Annotated in this window: 19 protein-coding genes and 1 pseudogene; 15 read left to right on the top strand and 5 right to left on the bottom strand. The window is 69.7% G+C overall.

Annotated elements, in window-relative coordinates; translation table 11 throughout:
• The first annotated feature begins 76 nt into the window (after positions 1-76).
• The 7 genes and pseudogenes from ACZ6S8_RS35965 to ACZ6S8_RS35935 form a co-directional block, all read left to right on the top strand.
• A complete protein-coding gene (locus ACZ6S8_RS35965) occupies positions 77-964 on the top strand; it encodes a phosphotransferase enzyme family protein (protein ID WP_469462165.1) in 888 nt (295 codons plus the stop codon).
• Positions 961-1,434 (top strand): NUDIX domain-containing protein, encoded by a 474-nt coding sequence (locus tag ACZ6S8_RS35960; RefSeq protein ID WP_469462164.1) that lies wholly within the window; start codon positions 961-963, stop codon positions 1,432-1,434. The genes ACZ6S8_RS35965 and ACZ6S8_RS35960 overlap by 4 nt, the downstream gene beginning before the upstream one ends.
• Positions 1,431-2,726: an MFS transporter gene (locus ACZ6S8_RS35955; protein WP_469462163.1), complete on the top strand. Its 1,296-nt coding sequence runs from the start codon at positions 1,431-1,433 to the stop codon at positions 2,724-2,726. Before ACZ6S8_RS35960 ends, ACZ6S8_RS35955 begins: the two co-directional genes overlap by 4 nt.
• Entirely contained in the window at positions 2,723-3,289 is a 567-nt protein-coding gene (locus ACZ6S8_RS35950) for a class I SAM-dependent methyltransferase (RefSeq protein WP_469462162.1), read from the top strand. The genes ACZ6S8_RS35955 and ACZ6S8_RS35950 overlap by 4 nt, the downstream gene beginning before the upstream one ends.
• A gap of 31 nt (positions 3,290-3,320) precedes the next feature.
• Entirely contained in the window at positions 3,321-4,403 is a 1,083-nt protein-coding gene (locus tag ACZ6S8_RS35945; protein WP_469462161.1) for an NUDIX domain-containing protein, read from the top strand.
• Positions 4,404-4,688: 285 nt separating this feature from the next.
• Complete coding sequence (locus ACZ6S8_RS35940) at positions 4,689-5,282, top strand: NUDIX domain-containing protein (protein ID WP_469462160.1); 594 nt, start codon at positions 4,689-4,691, stop codon at positions 5,280-5,282.
• 38 nt (positions 5,283-5,320) lie between these two features.
• A pseudogene (locus ACZ6S8_RS35935) lies at positions 5,321-6,079 on the top strand (PIG-L deacetylase family protein); the annotation flags it as partial.
• A gap of 828 nt (positions 6,080-6,907) precedes the next feature.
• On the opposite strand, the gene ACZ6S8_RS35930 reads toward ACZ6S8_RS35935, so the two are convergent.
• The gene (locus ACZ6S8_RS35930; RefSeq protein ID WP_469462159.1) at positions 6,908-7,945 is read right to left on the bottom strand and encodes a hypothetical protein; all 1,038 of its coding nucleotides are present in this window, start codon (positions 7,943-7,945) and stop codon (positions 6,908-6,910) included.
• A 302-nt stretch (positions 7,946-8,247) separates the two neighbouring features.
• Between ACZ6S8_RS35930 and ACZ6S8_RS35925 the strand changes: the two genes are divergently transcribed.
• From ACZ6S8_RS35925 to ACZ6S8_RS35905, 5 genes are all read left to right on the top strand, one after another.
• Positions 8,248-8,391 (top strand): hypothetical protein, encoded by a 144-nt coding sequence (locus tag ACZ6S8_RS35925; protein ID WP_469462158.1) that lies wholly within the window; start codon positions 8,248-8,250, stop codon positions 8,389-8,391.
• Positions 8,388-8,690 (top strand): hypothetical protein, encoded by a 303-nt coding sequence (locus tag ACZ6S8_RS35920; RefSeq protein ID WP_469462156.1) that lies wholly within the window; start codon positions 8,388-8,390, stop codon positions 8,688-8,690. Before ACZ6S8_RS35925 ends, ACZ6S8_RS35920 begins: the two co-directional genes overlap by 4 nt.
• A gap of 32 nt (positions 8,691-8,722) precedes the next feature.
• On the top strand, positions 8,723-8,878 hold the full coding sequence (locus ACZ6S8_RS35915) for a hypothetical protein (protein WP_469462155.1): 156 nt from the start codon (positions 8,723-8,725) through the stop codon (positions 8,876-8,878).
• Positions 8,879-8,880: 2 nt separating this feature from the next.
• Complete coding sequence (locus ACZ6S8_RS35910; RefSeq protein ID WP_469462153.1) at positions 8,881-9,006, top strand: hypothetical protein; 126 nt, start codon at positions 8,881-8,883, stop codon at positions 9,004-9,006.
• 349 nt (positions 9,007-9,355) lie between these two features.
• The gene (locus ACZ6S8_RS35905) at positions 9,356-10,420 is read left to right on the top strand and encodes a hypothetical protein (protein WP_469462152.1); all 1,065 of its coding nucleotides are present in this window, start codon (positions 9,356-9,358) and stop codon (positions 10,418-10,420) included.
• A gap of 176 nt (positions 10,421-10,596) precedes the next feature.
• Here the strand turns inward: ACZ6S8_RS35905 and ACZ6S8_RS35900 are convergent, their stop codons facing one another.
• Positions 10,597-11,868 (bottom strand): IS256 family transposase, encoded by a 1,272-nt coding sequence (locus tag ACZ6S8_RS35900; protein WP_469462151.1) that lies wholly within the window; start codon positions 11,866-11,868, stop codon positions 10,597-10,599.
• A gap of 150 nt (positions 11,869-12,018) precedes the next feature.
• On the opposite strand from ACZ6S8_RS35900, the gene ACZ6S8_RS35895 reads away from it, so the two are divergent.
• Genes ACZ6S8_RS35895 through ACZ6S8_RS35885 form a run of 3 tightly spaced genes read left to right on the top strand, consistent with a single transcriptional unit; the run spans position 12,019 to position 14,491 of the window.
• The gene (locus tag ACZ6S8_RS35895; protein WP_469462149.1) at positions 12,019-12,822 is read left to right on the top strand and encodes an alpha/beta fold hydrolase; all 804 of its coding nucleotides are present in this window, start codon (positions 12,019-12,021) and stop codon (positions 12,820-12,822) included.
• Complete coding sequence (locus ACZ6S8_RS35890; RefSeq protein WP_469462148.1) at positions 12,822-14,141, top strand: PP2C family protein-serine/threonine phosphatase; 1,320 nt, start codon at positions 12,822-12,824, stop codon at positions 14,139-14,141. The genes ACZ6S8_RS35895 and ACZ6S8_RS35890 overlap by 1 nt, the downstream gene beginning before the upstream one ends.
• Positions 14,138-14,491, top strand: coding sequence for an STAS domain-containing protein (locus ACZ6S8_RS35885; RefSeq protein WP_469462146.1), 354 nt, complete (start codon positions 14,138-14,140; stop codon positions 14,489-14,491). Before ACZ6S8_RS35890 ends, ACZ6S8_RS35885 begins: the two co-directional genes overlap by 4 nt.
• A 199-nt stretch (positions 14,492-14,690) precedes the next feature.
• Here ACZ6S8_RS35885 and ACZ6S8_RS35880 read toward each other — a convergent pair whose 3' ends face one another.
• The 3 genes from ACZ6S8_RS35880 to ACZ6S8_RS35870 form a co-directional block, all read right to left on the bottom strand.
• Positions 14,691-15,020 carry an STAS domain-containing protein gene (locus ACZ6S8_RS35880; protein WP_469462145.1) on the bottom strand — a complete coding sequence of 110 codons (330 nt, stop codon included), beginning with the start codon at positions 15,018-15,020 and terminating at the stop codon, positions 14,691-14,693.
• A gap of 1,346 nt (positions 15,021-16,366) precedes the next feature.
• On the bottom strand, positions 16,367-16,678 hold the full coding sequence (locus ACZ6S8_RS35875) for a hypothetical protein (RefSeq protein ID WP_469462144.1): 312 nt from the start codon (positions 16,676-16,678) through the stop codon (positions 16,367-16,369).
• Positions 16,675-16,935 (bottom strand): hypothetical protein, encoded by a 261-nt coding sequence (locus ACZ6S8_RS35870; protein ID WP_469462142.1) that lies wholly within the window; start codon positions 16,933-16,935, stop codon positions 16,675-16,677. The genes ACZ6S8_RS35875 and ACZ6S8_RS35870 overlap by 4 nt, the downstream gene beginning before the upstream one ends.
• Positions 16,936-17,287 lie beyond the last annotated feature (352 nt).

Genomic DNA, 17,287 nt, shown 5'->3' with positions numbered 1-17,287 from the left:
CCGTGCCGGATGTCCACACCGCGGCCGAGGGGCGCGGCCGGCGTACGCCCGCCTCGTCCATGGAGGGAAGCGCAGCGTGAAGCAGACAGCGAAGACCCCGCCCGCGTCGCTGCTTCGCTGGGCGGAGGAACGGATCGGGGCCGTCTCGGCGGTACGTGACGCCTCGCACGACTGGGACCGCTCCCGGGTGCGGGAGCTGGAGAGCATCGGCGGGGTCTCCTGGTCCCTGAAGGTCTCGCCCAGCGAGAAGTTCTACAAGCGGGAGAGCCGGGCGTACCGTCAGGTCGTTCCTGCCCTGGGGCACACCCGGGCACCGCAGCTCGTCGACAGTCAGGCCCAGGACCTGGTCATGCTGCTCACCGCAGTCCCCGGCGCGCCGGCGAAGGAGCTCGGCCTGGAAATCGTCGAGTGGCGGGCGGTGCACCAGCAGGCGGGAGTGCTGTGTGCCCGGCTCTACGAGGCCGGGGATCTCGAGTCCGCCGATCGGGGCGAGGCCGAAGCCTCCCTGGACGTCGCTGCAGACGGAGCGGAGAAGTACCTCGCTCGCGCCGGGGACCGGCTGACCGAGGACGAGCGGCAGCTGATCCGGGACCACGCTGCCCGGCTTCGCCGCGTCGGCCCCGTTCCCGTCGGCTACATCCATGGCGACAACCAGCCCAGGAACTGGATGGTGTCCGAGGGTGTGCTCGCGCTCATCGACTTCGAACGCGCCAGGCCGGCGGCCCGTGTGCAGGACTTCGTCATCCTCGCGGCCACCCAGTGGGCCGACCATTCGGACCGCGAGAAGGCGTTCCTCCGAGGGTACGGGCGGTCGCTCACCGACGCCGAGCGTCAGGCTCTGCGCTGCCTGACCGCGCTGGACGCGGTCAACTGCATGGCCTGGGGACCGGACAACGGAGACGAGCTCGTCACGGCCCGGGGTCGACGGACCCTGGACCGCCTCATGAGGGAGGACCGCCCGTGAGCGCCGTACACCGAAGCATCGGCAATGTCATGGTCCTGCTCCAGCGCCCCGGCGACGGCTGGGTCCTGACCGTGCGGCACCGGGAGACGTCGTGGCACTCCCCCGGGATGCTGACCGTGGTCGGGGGTCGCCTGGAGGAAGACGAGTTCCTCGACGAGGGTGCGGCGCGCGAGCTCGCCGAGGAAGTCGGCATCCACCTCGCCCCGGACCGGCTGCGGTTTTGCCAGCTGCCCCACTTCCACGCGGCGGACGGCGAGCGGGTGATCGGCGCCGTCTTCACGGTGCGGGAATGGGAGGGCACCCCGTACAACCGCGAGCCGCAGACGCACAGCGAACTGGTGTGGGTCGATCCTGCTGCTCCGCCGCCCGACTGCCATCCGTTCACGCACCAGGTCCTGACCCACTTCGCCACTGGCCAGCTGTACGCGAACGTCATCGCCCCACAGCTGCCGGGTGGTGAGAGCGGGTGACGACCTCGACCCAGCCGGCCACGTTCCGGAAGCGCGTCTCCCCGGACCTGCGGCGTCTCGTCGGCAGCGAGTGCGCGAGCCTGTCAGGCTCGGCGGTCAGCACCGTCGCCCTCCCCACCCTGGCCGTGCTCGACCTGGGCGCCTCCACGACCCAGGTCGCGCTGCTCGCCTTCCTCGGCCAGCTCCCGAACGCCATCGTGGCGCTCCCGGCCGGCGCGTTCTCGGACCGGCACGCCAAGCGCCCCCTGATGATCGCCGCGGACCTCACCGCTGCCGCAGCCCTCGTGACCATTCCGGCCGCCGCCTTCGCCGGGATGCTCGGCATCGGCCAGCTCTACGCGGTCGCCTTCGTCCTGGGCATCGCCAAGGTCGTGCACAGTTCGGCGTCCATCAGCTATCTGCCTGTCCTCGTCAAGGCTGACCTGCTGCACTATGCGAACTCGCGGCTGGGCGCGGCCTCGTCGGTGGCCGACAGCGCGGGCAGCAACGTGGGCGCCGCGCTGGTCGGCGCCGTCGGCGCCGCCCGCTCGATCCTCGCCGACGTCCTGTCCTACCTCGTCTCCGCATTCCTCGTGTGGCGCATCCGCACCCCCGAGCCGGCTTCCGCGCCCGCCGAGGGCCGCGGCAGCCTCGCGCAGGACATCGGTGAGGGGCTGCGCTACGTGGCCGGGCAGCCCACCATCCGTACGGTGATCGCTGCCCTGTCCACGCTGAGCTTCGACCTGGCGATCATGAACACGTACTGGTCGTACTACCTGCTGACCAGCTTGCGCATGTCCCCGAGCGCGTTCGGCGTGATGATGGGGGTGGGTGGGGCCGGCAGCCTGGCCGGGGCGCTCCTCGCCCCGCGCATTTCCTCCCGTATCGGCATCGGGCTGACGATCGTCATCGGCTTCACTGTCAGCCCGCTGGCTCAAATCCCCCTCCTGCTCGCCGGAACCGGCCTCGCCTGGCAGATCGTCCTCACAGTGGCGCTGGCCGCACAGTTGTTCTGGGCAACGGCCTCCGGGACGAGTCAGAGGTCCCTGAGACAGACCTTGTGCGAGCCACGCTTCCAGGGCCGCATGCAGGCCGCGAGCACCACGCTCACCGCCGGAGCCCGACCCGTCGCCGCCGCGGTCGCCGGCGCCCTGGTCCTCTTCCTGGGCGTACGCGTCACCCTCGCCGTCGGCGCGGTCCTCCAGACCGTCCCCGTGGTCCTCCTGCTCCTCTCCCCCGTCCGCGAGCTGCGGGACATGCCTGTCCCGCTCTCGCGGACCGCCGTGCCGCCCGCCCGTGAAGGAGCATCGTGAACGCCGACTACTGGGAGGCGCTGTGGGCCGGCGGCCGGCGGTACCGGCACCTGGACGGTGCCGAAACACGCCTGACGGACGAGCGCCTCGGCGCCGGCCGTGGGCGCCCGGCCCTCGACATCGGCTGCGGCGACGGCTCCCTGGCCCGCCACCTCCACCACGAACGTGGATACCGCACCACCGGCATCGACATCTCCCCCACAGCCGTGGAACTCGCCGCCTCCCACGACACACGGCCCGGCTCAGGGCCGGCATGGCGGTGCGCAGATATCACCAACGGCGACCTCACGACCCTGCCGGATCCCGCGTACGCGGTCATCACCTGCCGTCTGGTCTACCGGTGGATGGACGACAAGCGGGCCTTCCTCAGCCGCGTCCGCCACCTCCTCGCACCCGGAGGCCTCTTCTGGGCAGTCACCGAAATCGCGGGCCGCCGCAAGGCCACCGACCCCCTCCACAGCCTCGGAATCAGCCCCGCCGAGACCGAACTCCTCACCTCCGGTTGGTCCAGCGTCCAGACCGCCGACCTCGACGTGCTCCGCTGCTTCGCCCTGCGCCCCTGAACTCGTGCCCTGCTTCCTGAAGGAGGACTTGTTGACCGCCGAGAAGGACACCCTCGCAATCTGGAACACCTACGGGACACACCAAATCGCCCGCGGAATCGAGCTGCCCGAACTGGAGCAGTGGAACTGGGGAATCGAGGGCGCCGGACCCGGAATCGAGGTCCTCGGCGACGTGACGGGACTGCGGGTCCTCGACCTCGGCAGCGGTCTCGGACGGCATGCCGCCCGACTGGCCGTCGGAGGCGCCGACGTCACCGCCGTGGACGCCTCCCCCGCACAGCACGAGCGTGCGCTCGCCCGATACCCGCAGACTCCGGGCCTGCGCCTGATGTGCGCGGATGCCGTGGATCACCTACAGGACTCAGATCCGTACGACCTGATCTACTCCGTCTGCTCGGTCCTGTACCTGGACCCCGCCCGGCTCCTGCCCGCCCTCGCGAACGCCCTTCGGCCCGGCGGGCGCCTGCTCTTCTCCGCGCTGCACACGAACTCCGCCGGGGTCGGCCCCGCTACCCAGGTAGCTGCGCGGCCCGAGATCCTGCGGCTGCCCGGCACCACCGACGACCACCCCGTGAACATGTGGACGCTGACTCCGCAGCTCTGGGAGGACCTCCTCGGCGAGCGCGGCCTCATCATGGAGTCGGTCACCGCGATCGACTCCCCGCAGCCGGACAGCACGGTCTCCTACCGGCTGTATTCTGCCCGTCGCCCCGAGCGGGTACCGAGCCGCCCACGCAGCAGCGCGCCACCGGTACCGACGGCAGCGCTGGGCGTCGGTGTGATCGTCCACAGCCCGCAGGGCGTCCTGCTCGGGCTGCACCGCCGCGGAGCCTGGGAGCTCGCCGGCGGAACCATGGAGCCAGGCGAAAGCCTTGCCGAGGCCGCTATCCGTGAACTCCACGAGGAGGCCGGCATCGTGGCCGACCCCGATGCCATACACGTGCTGGGCACCCTCCTGGACCGGGTGGGCGACGTCGTCCGGATCACAGCCCCCTCCTCGTCACCCGCTGGACCGGCACCCCCCACCAGCGCGCGAAAGCCCTGGAGTCCTGGAGGTTCTGGCCCAACGACGCACTGCCCCAGCCGCTCTTCGTGCCCAGCGCCCAGTGCCTGACGGCCTGGGACCCCACCCTCCCCCTCGACCACCCGCCCGCCCACTTCCAGCCCTACGCACCACCCGGCCAGCCCTGGAACTAACCCGACCGCGCCACACAGGCCCGCGTGAGCCGGGGCCTTCGCAACCCGCAAGACGACCCTCACCCCTTGGGAGTGCCATGCCCTCATACACGCTCCACCCCCATACGCCGCGCATCCACCGCGCTTCGCCAGCCAGGCGGCACGCCCGCCAAGCAGCCCTGGGCCTCCAGCCAGTGGAGCAGTCTCAGACGAAGGAATCGGCATGATCGACGGCTGGACCACGGTCTCGTCGAACGTCCAATACACGGGAGTCCGGGTGGTGGTGCGCCGGGACTCCGTCCGGCGCACCGACCAGAGCATGGGGACGTACGAGTACACCGACTCCGCCGACGGCGTTCGCGTCGTGGCCCTCGACGACCGCGGCCGGATAGCCCTGGTGGAGGAGAACGTCTACGTCTGCGGACAACGGCTGCTGATGTGCCCCGGCGGCGGATGCCAGCCCGGCGAAGATCCACTGCCGGCCGCACGCCGAGAACTCGCTGAGGAAGCCGGCATCCACGCCTCCGAGGTCGAGCTGCTGACGAGGATGTGGCGTATGCCTGCCGGCGCGCGTACCCGCGAGCACCTGTACCTCGCCCGGGGCCTCAGCATCGGCGAGCACCACCGGGATCCGAGCGAGGCCGACATGGAGCTGCGCTGGGTCACGTTGGACGAAGCGGTAGCGATGTGCGGCGACGGCCGGATCACCGAGGCCGGCACCCTCGCGGCGATCTTGCTGACCGCGCAGCGCACCACCGCCGGGTCCGCTGCCCCGCCCAACGCAGCCACCGGCAAGGGCTCGGTACCAAGCCCGTAACCGCCCACCACCCCGTCCCCCCACACCGACTCCTCTGTCTGGAGACACCCGTGACGCAACCTAAGCCCTCCCTCCTCGCCGTCTTCGCACACCCCGACGACGAAGCGCTCCTCGCCGGCGGCGTCCTCGCAGAGCACGCCGCCGCGGGCGCGGCGACCGCCGTGGTCACCGCCACCTGGGCCGCCGACACGCACCGAGCCGCCGAACTCGCCGATGCCCTCGCGATCCTGGGGGCCGGGAAACCTCGGATGCTCGGCTACGCCGACGCCCGCGTTCCCGAGTCCGCGCCCGGCCGGCCCCGCCTGTGCGAAGCACCCCTCGATGAGGTGGTCGGGCAGATCGTCGGCCACATCCGTGAGCTGCGGCCGGACATCGTGATCACCCACGACCAGTACGGCCAGCTGACCGGCCACCCCGACCACCTGCACACCCACCGCGTCACCCAGCTCGCCGTTCACGCCGCCGGTCTCCCCCACCTCTACCCCGAGGCAGGCGAACCCTGGACGCCAGGCGCCCTGTACCTGGCAACCCACCCGCAGTCGGGTGTCGGCGACCTCGGCCCGCTTCTCGCGCGCGTCGGCAAGACGGTCCGGAGCGTCCCCGACGACCAGGTCACCGTGAGCGTCGATGTGGGACCCGTTGCCGCGACGAAGTGGAGGGCCATCCTCGCGCACCGGAGCCAGGTCGAAGGCCAGCGTGCCCTGCCCGCTCTTCTTTCTGGCGTTCCGGACGACGTCCGGCAACGGATCCTGGCCAACGAGTGGTACACCCGCCTGGACACCAGTGCCCTGGCCGGCCCCGTGCAGGGGTCCCTCACACCGCAACCGCCGTACCCGGCCGTGTGGGACACCATCGGCATGCTCGGCGAACTGTTCACCGGCCTGGACACCGAGCGGGGGATGACCCCGGAGCAGCAGTGGACGCTACAGGTCCTCAAGCTCACCGAAGAGGTCGGCGAATCCGCGCAGGCCGTGGTCGGCGCCTGGGGGACGAACCCTCGCAAGGCGCAGGGTTCCTGGCTGCATGTCCAGGAGGAAGTCGCGGACACCGCGATCACCAGCATGGTCACGCTGTACCGGATGCTCGGCGCCCAGGCATCCGGGTTCCTCGCCGAGGTGCTCGCCCAGAAGTCCGCAAGGTTCAAGGAGCTGTGATGCGGAGATTCATGAGGCCAGAGCGGCTGCGGGGTGGATCGCAGTCGCGCCCGAGGGCGCCCCTTCACCTGCTTCGGCGCCGGATCGGGCAGCAACGGCGCGATGAACGGCCACAGTTCATCCGGCACGATCCATGGCCGCGAGTGCCGCAGGAGCTGTGCTTCGGATCCGGCAGGACCTGCTGGCGGCGCCCGGCGGCATGGAACGACGCCGGCGTCTGGGACCGACTGCACCTGGTGCTGCTGAAAAACTGCGGGTCGCGAAGAAGCCGGACTGGTCGAGGGCGGTGATCGACTCCTGCCATGTCCGGGCCGCTCGACGGGGCCCAAAAGCGGTCCCAGCCCGGTCGACCGCGCGCGTCCGGGCAGCAAGCACCACCTCATCGGACCAAGATCACCCGTGTCTGCCAGGAGCTTCTCCTGCTTGTCCACCCCCTCGTTGTGCCCATCCCGCACGCTCTGGGCCGCCTGTTCAGGGCGCGTCGGAGAAGCACACTCGCACTGCGAGGAGGTCACCCGATGAATCCAGATCGGCGATCACCGGGAAGAAGCCATCTCCCCAGCTCGTCATTGCGCACAGCACACGGGCATCACCGAGGGCCACCGATCCGGCCTGGACTTGCGAAGCACGTACCTCGCGCATGATCTGCCAGTGATGGGAGTGCGGCCGGAAGTCCACCGCCATGCGCCGTCCAGTCTCGTCCTTCCATCTCAACAGAGCACGTGCTCTGTCCCTGGCCTCCGAGACGGGGAGGTCAGTCCACCCGCGAACACCTTCCTCGCCGACCGTGCCCAGTTCGGGTGCGGCAAACGTCGCGGCCGCTTCATCTGCCGCGGCACCCCAGAACGCCACATCGGCCAAGCCGTCCACCGGCTCATCGTGCTGCCAGAGGCCCAGGGCTTCGACATCGCCGAAAAGCACACGTGCCCAGTCCACGCCGATCTCACCCAAGGAAACCGATGACGCCACCCGGCCCTCACTCATCCGGATCGAGATCTCGGACCAGCGTTCTCCAACACCGTCGCCGTAGTCGACCCGTCTAGCCAGCACGGGCAGGCGCCGACTTCGGGGTACCCCACCCACTGCAACGACGGGCACCCCGAAGATCAAAAAGCCGCCACCGCCCTCTTCGCCGGTCCGGCGGGCCCTGCGGGCGTGCGCCTCCCTGACCGGCAGGGCCTCCAGCCGGGCAGCAAGACCGGCAGATCGGCAATGTCCATCGAACGTCGCCTCGAATTCGGCGGCTTTCGAGGCCGGGATGTCATGAAGTCTGGAGCCTGGCTGACGGTCGAAGCTCCGAACGGCTTCTGAGGCGTCCGGCCCGCTGACGACGTAGTCGACAGCGCCCGTTACGTCGGCGGCCATTGCGGCGTCTTCAATACCCAAGGAAGCCGGATCGATGTCCGCCGGCGACTGGTCCCCGCTCCACAGCCCCAGGTAGCCACCGTCAATGAGTACCAGGGTGCCGGACGGGCAACTGACGGCCCCCAGCTCGAACATGTCTTCCATGGCGCGCGAGTCTACGACCGCCCGGCAATCCGTCCGCAGGCGGACGGCCCGGCAGTGCGGCATGACCGTCTTCCGCTGCGCCAACTGTCAGCAGTCCGTGACCGGCGAAATGGTGCCGAGGGAACCAGCGTTGTACCCGCAACTGCCCGCCCCCGAGGAGAAGCTCGCCGCCCCAAGAGGCTGTCAACACTGGTGTTACGGGTCCGGCGGGTCCGGCGACAGGTCGTGCATGCATTCGGACACCACCCCAAAGTCTTGAAACTAACTCTTGAATCAATGATTTGAGTTGCTATCTTGAATGCATGCCCACTTACCGCATGATCCTGAACGTCCACACCGAGGCCACCAGCCCGAGCGAGGTCGCAGCCGAGTTCCTTGCCGCAACCGAGGACGCCGACATCTCATTCGACATCGTCGAGACCCTCGACGCCGAGAACGCCCAGTGACCAAGCCCCGCCTCCTCCCGACAGGCTTCTGCTGGTGCGGATGCGGGAAAGAGATCGGTCTTGGGAAGTTCTTCGCCCAAGGCCACGACAAGATCGCCGAAGCGGCGTACATGGCCGTCCATCACGAAGCGTCCGTCGCCAGGCTCCTCTCTGACACGGACTTCGCCCCCGGTGGCCGGGAGACCATCCGAGAAGCAGCTCTCGAGCGGGGCGGCTGGAAACTCTGCCCCCAAGGCTGCGGGTACGCCGGGGCCCCGGCCAGCATCAACAACCACGTCAACCGACACCACAAGGGCTGACTACGGCAGGTACCGAGTACGGAATCGCGTCCATGTCCGACCCCGACGACATCGAGCCGCTGGGCCGGCTGAACCGCCCGACCGCTAATGCGGTCGTCGCGGACAGCCGTGCCGCGTGGCCAGACGTCTACCTCGTCCAACGCACCGGCAACACCTGGGCACCCACCACCGAGACCGAAGAGGGCTGACCATGACCGGCATCTACGACGACGGCGCCGCCTACGGCCCAGACCCCGACGCCCAGCCCCCGCAGGACACCCCCACCGACCCGATCTACAACGACGGCGCCCAGTACGGGCCCACCACAGACCAGTGAGGCCCGCGACCTAAGCGTCCTACCGCGAACACGGTACGGCGAAGGCATCCCGTCCGGCAGTGACTGGGAACTACTGAGCAGGAGGCATGAAGGCTCCCCGCCCGGCACGAAGCCAGGAAGAGTCGCGGCGTTGCTCAGAGCTGAGCATCCTGCGGGCGCAGGCTCGACGCTTTCCGGGTACAGCGGCTCCCGCGTGGTAGCACATGCGCGTTGGCGGACATCGGAGGCGCCCGGTCACAGAGCTGTCCCGGCCTGCGCACAACGCGGTCTCCCCCGTGACTCGGAACCCGGCTCGCTACCCTTCACTACGACCAGCACTGCCCACTCACGTCCAAGCGAGGAGCTCACCGTGGCACGGTCTACCGGCGGCATTGGGGTGCTCTTCCTCCCCAGCGAGGACACCGTGGGGATGGGCGCCGCACAAAGCTCTGCGACCAGCCCGTACCGGGAGCTCGGCATCAGAAGTGAGCGCCACGTCAGGCCGGCCGTGACTGCGGAGATGCTGCCGCAGCTCATTCCCTACACCCCGCCGCTGGCCCGAGACTCCGAACGCTGCCTGTGTGGGGCGTCTGGCCGCACGTGTGAGGAGTCCATGTGCAGGCCCTGCCGAGAACTCGCTGTAGCCACCCACGGTCAGCGCCTCACCCGGCTCCTCAGCACCATCCGCTACGACCACCGCGGCGTCCGTCTGAGCTGGACTGAAGCCGGCGGATGCGCCTCTGCCTTCACGCCCCGGGTCGACTTCCTGATGCCCGATGTCCACAACCCCGATGGCCCGCCTCACCTGTTCCGAGGGTTCGCCTACTGGGAAGATGACCAGCTCATCGCAGCGTGCGCGAAGGGAGCTCGCGACGGCGAGATCCTGGCGCTGGCCCTGGCGATGGCCCACTACGCTCTTGCCACCCTGGCCATTCACGAGGTCGATGAGTGGTACAGCTACCGCTCTGCCCAGGTGTACCCGCCTCACCGGCCCGACCCGTACATCCCACAGGACGAGGACCGGGGGCCCGACGGCAACGGCGCCGTCGTCCTGTGGCTCGCGTACGGGAACGCGGCCCACAAAGCAGCCGGCCAGCCCAATCGAGATACGTCCAGACCAGCACGTCACCTTCCCCTGGATAGGGACGACCTGGCGAACATGCCGGGCCAAACCCTGCACATTGACATCGAAGGCATACGCGTAACTCCGCCTGGCAGCAGCGTTCCTACGATCAACACCTGGTCAGCACCCCGTGAAGGAGAAGACCTCATCGGCGCATCCCTGCGAGACGTGCACAACACGCTGGTGATGTCCGAGCTCGCGGTAGTCGCCGACAACCTGACCTTCGCTGGCCGCCGCGTCCTCGCTCCCACACCCGTCACAGCGCCGCACGCCTTCATTCCATGGGACGCCTACCTTACGTACGACGGCTGACAGCTCCCGTACAGAACACCCTGAGGAAGCGGGGTGGCCTGCCCTGCATCGATGCTTGGTCACCCCGGTCTCGGCCCTGGCCCATATCGCCCGGGCCGAAGTCCGTCAGAGCAATGGCTCGTCCGGCCAGGGACTGTAAAAGGGCGTGTCAGCGATCTTGTGTAAGTCGCCTGGTGTCATTGGATGCTGAGCCGGTCCTCGAAGAAGAGTGAGAACTGGTTCAGTGCCTCTTTCCAGTGTGCGGCGACGTGGTTCGCGTCGCGCGCTTTCGGGTTGATCTGCTCGCGGACCGCGAGGTAGAGGACCTTCAATGCGGCCTGCTCCGAGGGGAAATGGCCACGGTTCCGGGTGGCCTTGCGGAGCCGCGCGTTCATGGATTCGACCATGTTCGTGGAGTAGACCACGGTCCTTATGGCCGGCGGGAATGCCAGGTAGGGCGTGAACTCCGGCCAGGCCGACCGCCAGGTCCGCACGATCGCCGGATAGCGTTCGCCCAGCTCAGAGGCCTCGAAAGCATCGAGGGCCTGCTCGGCCGCCGCCTCGGTCGGGGCTGTGTAGACGGCCTTCAGGGCCGGGACCAGCTTCGGGTGGTCCCGCGACGAGGAGAGCCTGAGCGAGGCTCTCGTCAGGTGGATCACGCAGGTCTGGACGGTGGCCTTCGGCCAGGTCGCGGTGACCGCGTCCGGCAGGCCCTTCAACCCGTCACAGACCACGATGCAGACGTCCTCGATACCCCGATTGCGCAGCTCGGAGAGGACCGCCATCCAGGTGGTGGCTCCCTCCCCCTCGGAGCCGACCCACAGACCGAGGACGTCTTTGCGGCCGTCCATGTCGACGCCCACGGCCAGATAGACCGGCTTCGAGGTCACCGCACCCGAGCGAATTTTCACCCACAACGCGTCGATGTAGATGATCGGCCAGACCGGGTCGAGGGGCCGGTTCTGCCAGGTCACGAGCTCGTCGATCACGGCGTCGGTGACCTTGCTGATCAGGTCCGGGCTGACCTCGACGCCATAGATCTGGGCGAGGTGGGAGCGGATGTCGCGCACGCTCATCCCGCGGGCGTAGAGCGAGAGGATCCGGTCGTTCAACCCGGCGAGGCGGCGGGCGTTCTTCGGGACCAGCCTCGGTTCGAAGTCGCCGTTTCGGTCGCGCGGAATCGCCAGCGTGACGGCGCCGGCATCGGTCAGGACCGTCTTCGGCGAGGTTCCGTTGCGGGAGTTCCCCGACCCGTGACCTGCAAGATCTCCGCGTTCGTAGCCGAGGTGTTCGCTCATCTCGGCTTCCAGGGCCCGCTCCAGAACGGCCTTGGTGATCTCGGTCAGGAGTCCGCCCTCACCGAGAAGGGCCGCCCCGGAGGCGTCAGCTTTGTCGAGCAGCCGCTCGACCACCTCGTCGACCGTCTTGTCGCCGGCCACGGACGCGGCCGCTTCGTTTTTGTCTGCCATGACTCGTCCGATCCGCCTGGCCCACAGGCCCGAGGCCGAGCCCCGGGCCAGGCTCCCACATCACGGACTTACACGATCTTTCAGACACGCTCCGGCGGGGGGCTTAGGGGTGCTGGCCGGGGCTGAGGAGGGTGATGGGAAACTGACCGGATGGATATCCGTCGCAGGAACAACGTCACCGTCACCGGCCGTGCGGACGGGCCGGTGCTCCTGCTTGCGCACGGGTTCGGCTGCGACCAGAACATGTGGCGCCTGGTCGTCCCGACCCTGGCCGAGGACTTCCGGGTGGTGCTCTTCGACTACGTGGGGTCCGGCCAGTCGGCGCCCGCAGCCTGGAACGAGGAGCGTTACAGCTCGCTGGAGGGCTACGCGCGGGACGTGCTGGAGGTGTGCGAGGAGCTGGACCTGCGGGACGTGACGTTCGTGGGGCATTCGGTCAGTGCCATGGTCGGGGTGCTCGCAGCCGCGAAGGCACCGCAGCGGTTCGCGCGGCTGGTGATGGTCGCTCCCTCTCCCCGCTACATCGACGAGGACGGGTACCGGGGCGGGTTCAGCGAGGACGACATCGACGAGCTGCTGGAGTCGCTCGAGTCGAACTATTTGGGCTGGTCGGCGGCCATGGCCCCGGTGATCATGGGCAACGCGGACCGGCCGGAGCTCGGCGAGGAGCTGACGACGTCGTTCTGCGCGACCGACCCGGACATGGCGCGGGTCTTCGCGCGTACGACGTTCCTGTCCGACAGCCGCGGGGACCTGGGGTCGGTCGCGGTGCCGACGCTCGTCGTGGAGTGCAAGCAGGATGTGATCGCCCCGCGCGAGGTCGGCGCCTACGTCCACGCGGCGATTCCCGGCAGCCGGCTGGTCACGCTGGAGGCGACGGGCCACTGCCCGCAGCTGAGCGCGCCGCAGGCGACCGCTGCGGCGATCACCGGCTTCGTCGGGACGCGCCGTTGATGTGCCGCACCGGGCAGGTGCCCGAGCCCGGCGAGGGGGACGTGAACTCCACGGATGCGGTGTTCACCGCGCTGCTGGAGGGCAGTGCGGAGGAGCTGTACGAGCAGGCGCCGTGCGGGTACCTGTCGACGCTGATGGACGGCACCATCGCGAAGATCAACACCACGCTGCTGGAGTGGCTGGGCCTGGAGCGGTCCGGGGTAGTGGGGCAGATGCGGTTCACCGATCTCCTGACCGTGGGCGGCAAGCTGTACCACGAGACGCACTTCGCGCCGATGATGCAGATGAAGGGCGAGATCAGCGGTGTCGCCCTGGACCTCAAGGCCGCGGGCCGCAAGCGGATCCCGGTCCTGGTGACCTCCCGGGTGAAGACCAGCCAGGACGGCGAGCCGCTGCTGATCCGCACCACCGTCTTCGACGCCCGCGACCGCCGCGCCTACGAGGCCGAGCTGCTGCGCGGCCGCCAGGCCGCCGAGGAAGCCCGCCGTGAGGCCGAGGCGGCCCGGCATCAGGCGGAGGAGGCGCGCCGGCAGGCCGAGGCCGACCGTGAGCGTCTCCAGGAGGCCTTGGCCGTCCTCCAGCAGAACCTGCTGCCCCTCGCGCTGCCCGAGGTCCCGGGGCTGGAAGCCGCCTCGTACTACCACACGGCCTCGCCGGACCTGCTCGGCGGAGACTTCTACGACCTGTTCCCCCTGGATGCCGGCCGGTGGGCGTTCTTCCTCGGCGACGTGTGCGGCAAGGGCCCCAAGGCCGCCGCGGTCACCTCGCTGACCCGCTACACCCTGCGCGCCGCAGCTCTCCACGATCCCGACCCCGTCACCGTGCTGACCACCCTGAACACCGTCCTCCACGAGCGGTACCGCAGGGGCGACACCCGCTACTGCACCGCAATCTTCGGCGTCCTGGAAACCGGCGACAGCCACGTCGGTGTGCATCTGGCCTCCGGCGGGCACCCCTCCGCGCTGATCCAGCGCGCCGACGGCACCGCCGACTACCTCCCCACCCCCGGCGGAATGCTCATCGGCGTCCTGCCCCAGGTCCGGTTCACCGCCGCCCGCACCCGCCTGCTGCCCGGCGACACCCTGCTCCTCTACACCGACGGCCTCACCGAAGCCCGCACCGGACCCGAACGCGAGCTCTACGGCGAAGACGCCCTGCGCGCCTTCACCGCCGACCAGCCCCCGGCCGGCCCCCAAGCCCTGATCACCGCCCTGACCGGACTCCTCACCGGGTTCGGCGACGGACTCGACGACGACACCGCCCTCCTCGCCCTCGGCGTACCCGCCCCGCTTCCCACCACTGGAAACAACCCGACATGAGCCCGCTGACGATCACCTCCCGAGACGCCGCAACCGGTCCCGTACTGGAGATCACCGGTGACCTCGACTACGCAACCGCACCCGACCTCCGCACCACGGTCGAGGAACTGACCCTGCTACCCGGGCAGCTGCTGGTCGTAGACCTGGCCGACCTGGAATTCTGCGACTCCAGCGGCATCAGCACCCTCCTGGCCGCCCTGAACCTGGCCACCGAACAACACAGCGACATGGCCCTGGCCTCAGTACCGGAAAACAGCCTCCGCATCCTGCGCATCGTCGGCCTGGACCGGGTCTTCACCATCTACACGAACGCCGCGGCGGCCACCGGGTCCCGATCCACAGCCTGCTGACCCCTCCAGGGCTAGCCGTACGGCAGGCCGTGGCGGACGATGCCCGCGGCGGAGGGGCGGGGCTGACGGCATGAGCAGGGCCAGGACCACGGACACGCCCCGGAAGACCCGGATGGACGGATTCCCCGAAGCGCACCCCTTCTACAACGAACAGACGCTCCTCCTGGACACCCTGAGGGCGGCCGGGCGGGCACGGCTTCTACAGGGCGCGTGCCGCGTCGATGCCCTCGGCCGTGGGAAGCACGGCGCGGACCTGGGTGAGGTCCAGGAGTCGGCCCAGCCGTGGGGGCACGGGGCCGGCCAGGGCCAGGCGGCCGGTGCGCAGGATGCAGATCATCAGGTTGAGCATGGAGGAGTCGGCGAAGTCGACCCCGGTGACGTCCAGGACGATCCGCCGTACGCCGGGAGCGTCCACGGCATCCGTACAGGCCTGGCCGAGAGGGCCCAGGGTGTCCTGGTCGAAGTCCCCCACGCAGACGATGACGCGGACACCGTCCTCGTCGGGTAGGACTCTGACCTGCTGCTCCACCTGTGCACTCCCCAGAATCTTCCTACGGTGCCGCACCCGCGGCACCGCCACCAGCGGACAACATACCGACGCGGACAACACAGGTTGTCGGCAGTCAAACATTCAAGCGCTCCCCGCCCGGAACCAGGCGGAGCGGGGCCGACTTGGCACGGAGCAGGAGCGGGGCGGAGCGGCGCCATCACCCTCCGAACCGTACGTATCGCGTACGGATGGCGTACGGATGGCGTACGGGACTGCTGCGCGGGCGGGTTTGTGTGAGAGGTGGAGTCCGGCGGCGGCAGCATCGGCCGGACGTTGGCACGCCGCCGGGCCCGGAGCCAGTGTGGCTTACTCCCGAGCCTGGCCACAGGGGAGGAGCATGGGGAAGGTGACCAGGAAGAACACCCCGCGGTGCTCGCACTGCGCGGCCCCGCTCCCACCAGAGGCAAGGACATCGCGCCGGTACTGCGACACCACGTGCCGGACGGCGGCGTGGCGGCAGTGGAGGGCTCGGCGGGCGCAGCTCGACGTGGGAGGCGAAGCACTGCGCGCCCTGCTGGAGGGGCGCCGCCATCCCTGGCCGCAGTTCGAATGCCCCGAGTGCCAGTCGACGTGGTACTCCAGCGACACCCCGTTCGGGAGGCGGAAGCGCTCCGACAGCCGTTACTGCTCGCCGCGCTGCCGCACCCGGGCATGGCGGCGGCGGAAGGCTTCCCGTTCAGCAGGCGTCACCGGGTGACGCCTTCCGGTGACGCTCACCAGGGTGCTGCGGCGGTGTGCAGCGTGTGGGAAGGGTGGGGCGGCCCGGCGGTACTGCCCCCGTCGAAGCGGGCACCGGGCCTGACCTACACACCCATGTCGGTGCAGGCTGGAGCCGACCCTATCCGCAGGCTGGACGGCCGCTCACCGGCAGGTGGGTCTGACGCCTGGACGTGAGCACTGCGGAACGCGGTGCGGCGGCCAGTCCGGCCCGGGGGGGTAGGCGGGAGGGGCGTACGGCCAGGCGCCAGGCCGGAGGAGCGGTTCCCGGAGGCTCGGGGGGAGACCTCCGGAACGGGCGTTCCCGCCCCACCCAACGAGCCACCGCGCGTCCGGGCACGGGCGCCCGCCCGGCGGTCGTCTCTGTCCCGCCCCGTGACGGACAGAGACGACGCCGCCGGGCGAACGGGCCCCGGCACGCGGGGCGCCCGGGGACCGCAGGGGTGTGCATTCCCTGCCCCTTCAACGACCGCGGCAGGCGCCCGGTACCGGTCGCCCGTGTCGATGGCGGGCGTCAGGTCGCATTGACCGCAGTTCTTTCCCAGCGCTGGGAAGCTTTCACGGTTCGCCGGCGTGGTCTGCGCCCGACCGGCGGGGGGGTACCGCTGCTACGGGGAGGCGGTCAGGCTTGCCCCTTCCCGGGCCTGCGCCAGCTCCGCGCAGCGGATGCCTCCGCCGGGGTGCCACTCCATCACCGGTGACGCCGCCGCCCCGTGCTCCGCGCACCAGGAGGCGGGGACGATCCCGCCGCACGCGTGCCGGGCGCACGGGCACCCCTCCCCCGGGGCGTACGGCAGGCCGTGCCGGACGATGCCCGCGGCCGAGTCGGCGCGGCCCCGCACGCGGGCCGGCCACGACAGCTCGATGTACGCCCCGCCCGCCGAGTCGGCCCGGTCACTCACCCGCACGTCACCCGTCACCGCGACCGCTCCGCCCCCGGGACGGCCAGCCGGCGCACGGTCATCCCCCACGCCGCACCGGAGGCATCGGTCAGGGTGTCCGCGTCGGCCGGCTCCACCCACCCGGACACCCGGTCCGTCCCTGCGACGTCGTCTGCCAGGCGCAGTTCCGGGTCGGCCAGGCGGACGCGGACCTCGGCTCCCGCGGCGGTCGCGGACAGGACGGCGGTGGGGAGCGTGTGGGTGCCTTCTGACAGGTGATCTTGACCATTTGCCATTGAACTTTGATCAGTGATCCCGATATCAGCACAACGGACATGGCTGGCCCCATCAAGGCCGGATTTCCGACACCACCCCCGACACAGACTCGCCGCGTGGGGGGGCTCGTACCTGCAAGAACCGTGCGCGCGGCCGAGGAGTGACCTTCGGCCAGGCGCGACGGCATCGCGCCAGCGGACCCGGACGATGTCACTGTCCTTGCGCCAGGTCCGGGCGTCTCGGAGCGAATCAACCAGCGGGTGGGCTGTTCGTCGGGCTACTGAGGATTTCGGGTTGTCGTCGGGTGGTGACGGTTCATGATCCCTGCGCTATGCAGGTGGTATGCGTTATCCGGAGGGTGGGGGCCTGACC

The sequence above is a fragment of the Streptomyces sp. NPDC048461 genome (assembly GCF_055587105.1).
Note: the sequence above shows the minus strand (reverse complement) of the source record. Positions and strands in the feature narration are given on the sequence as shown.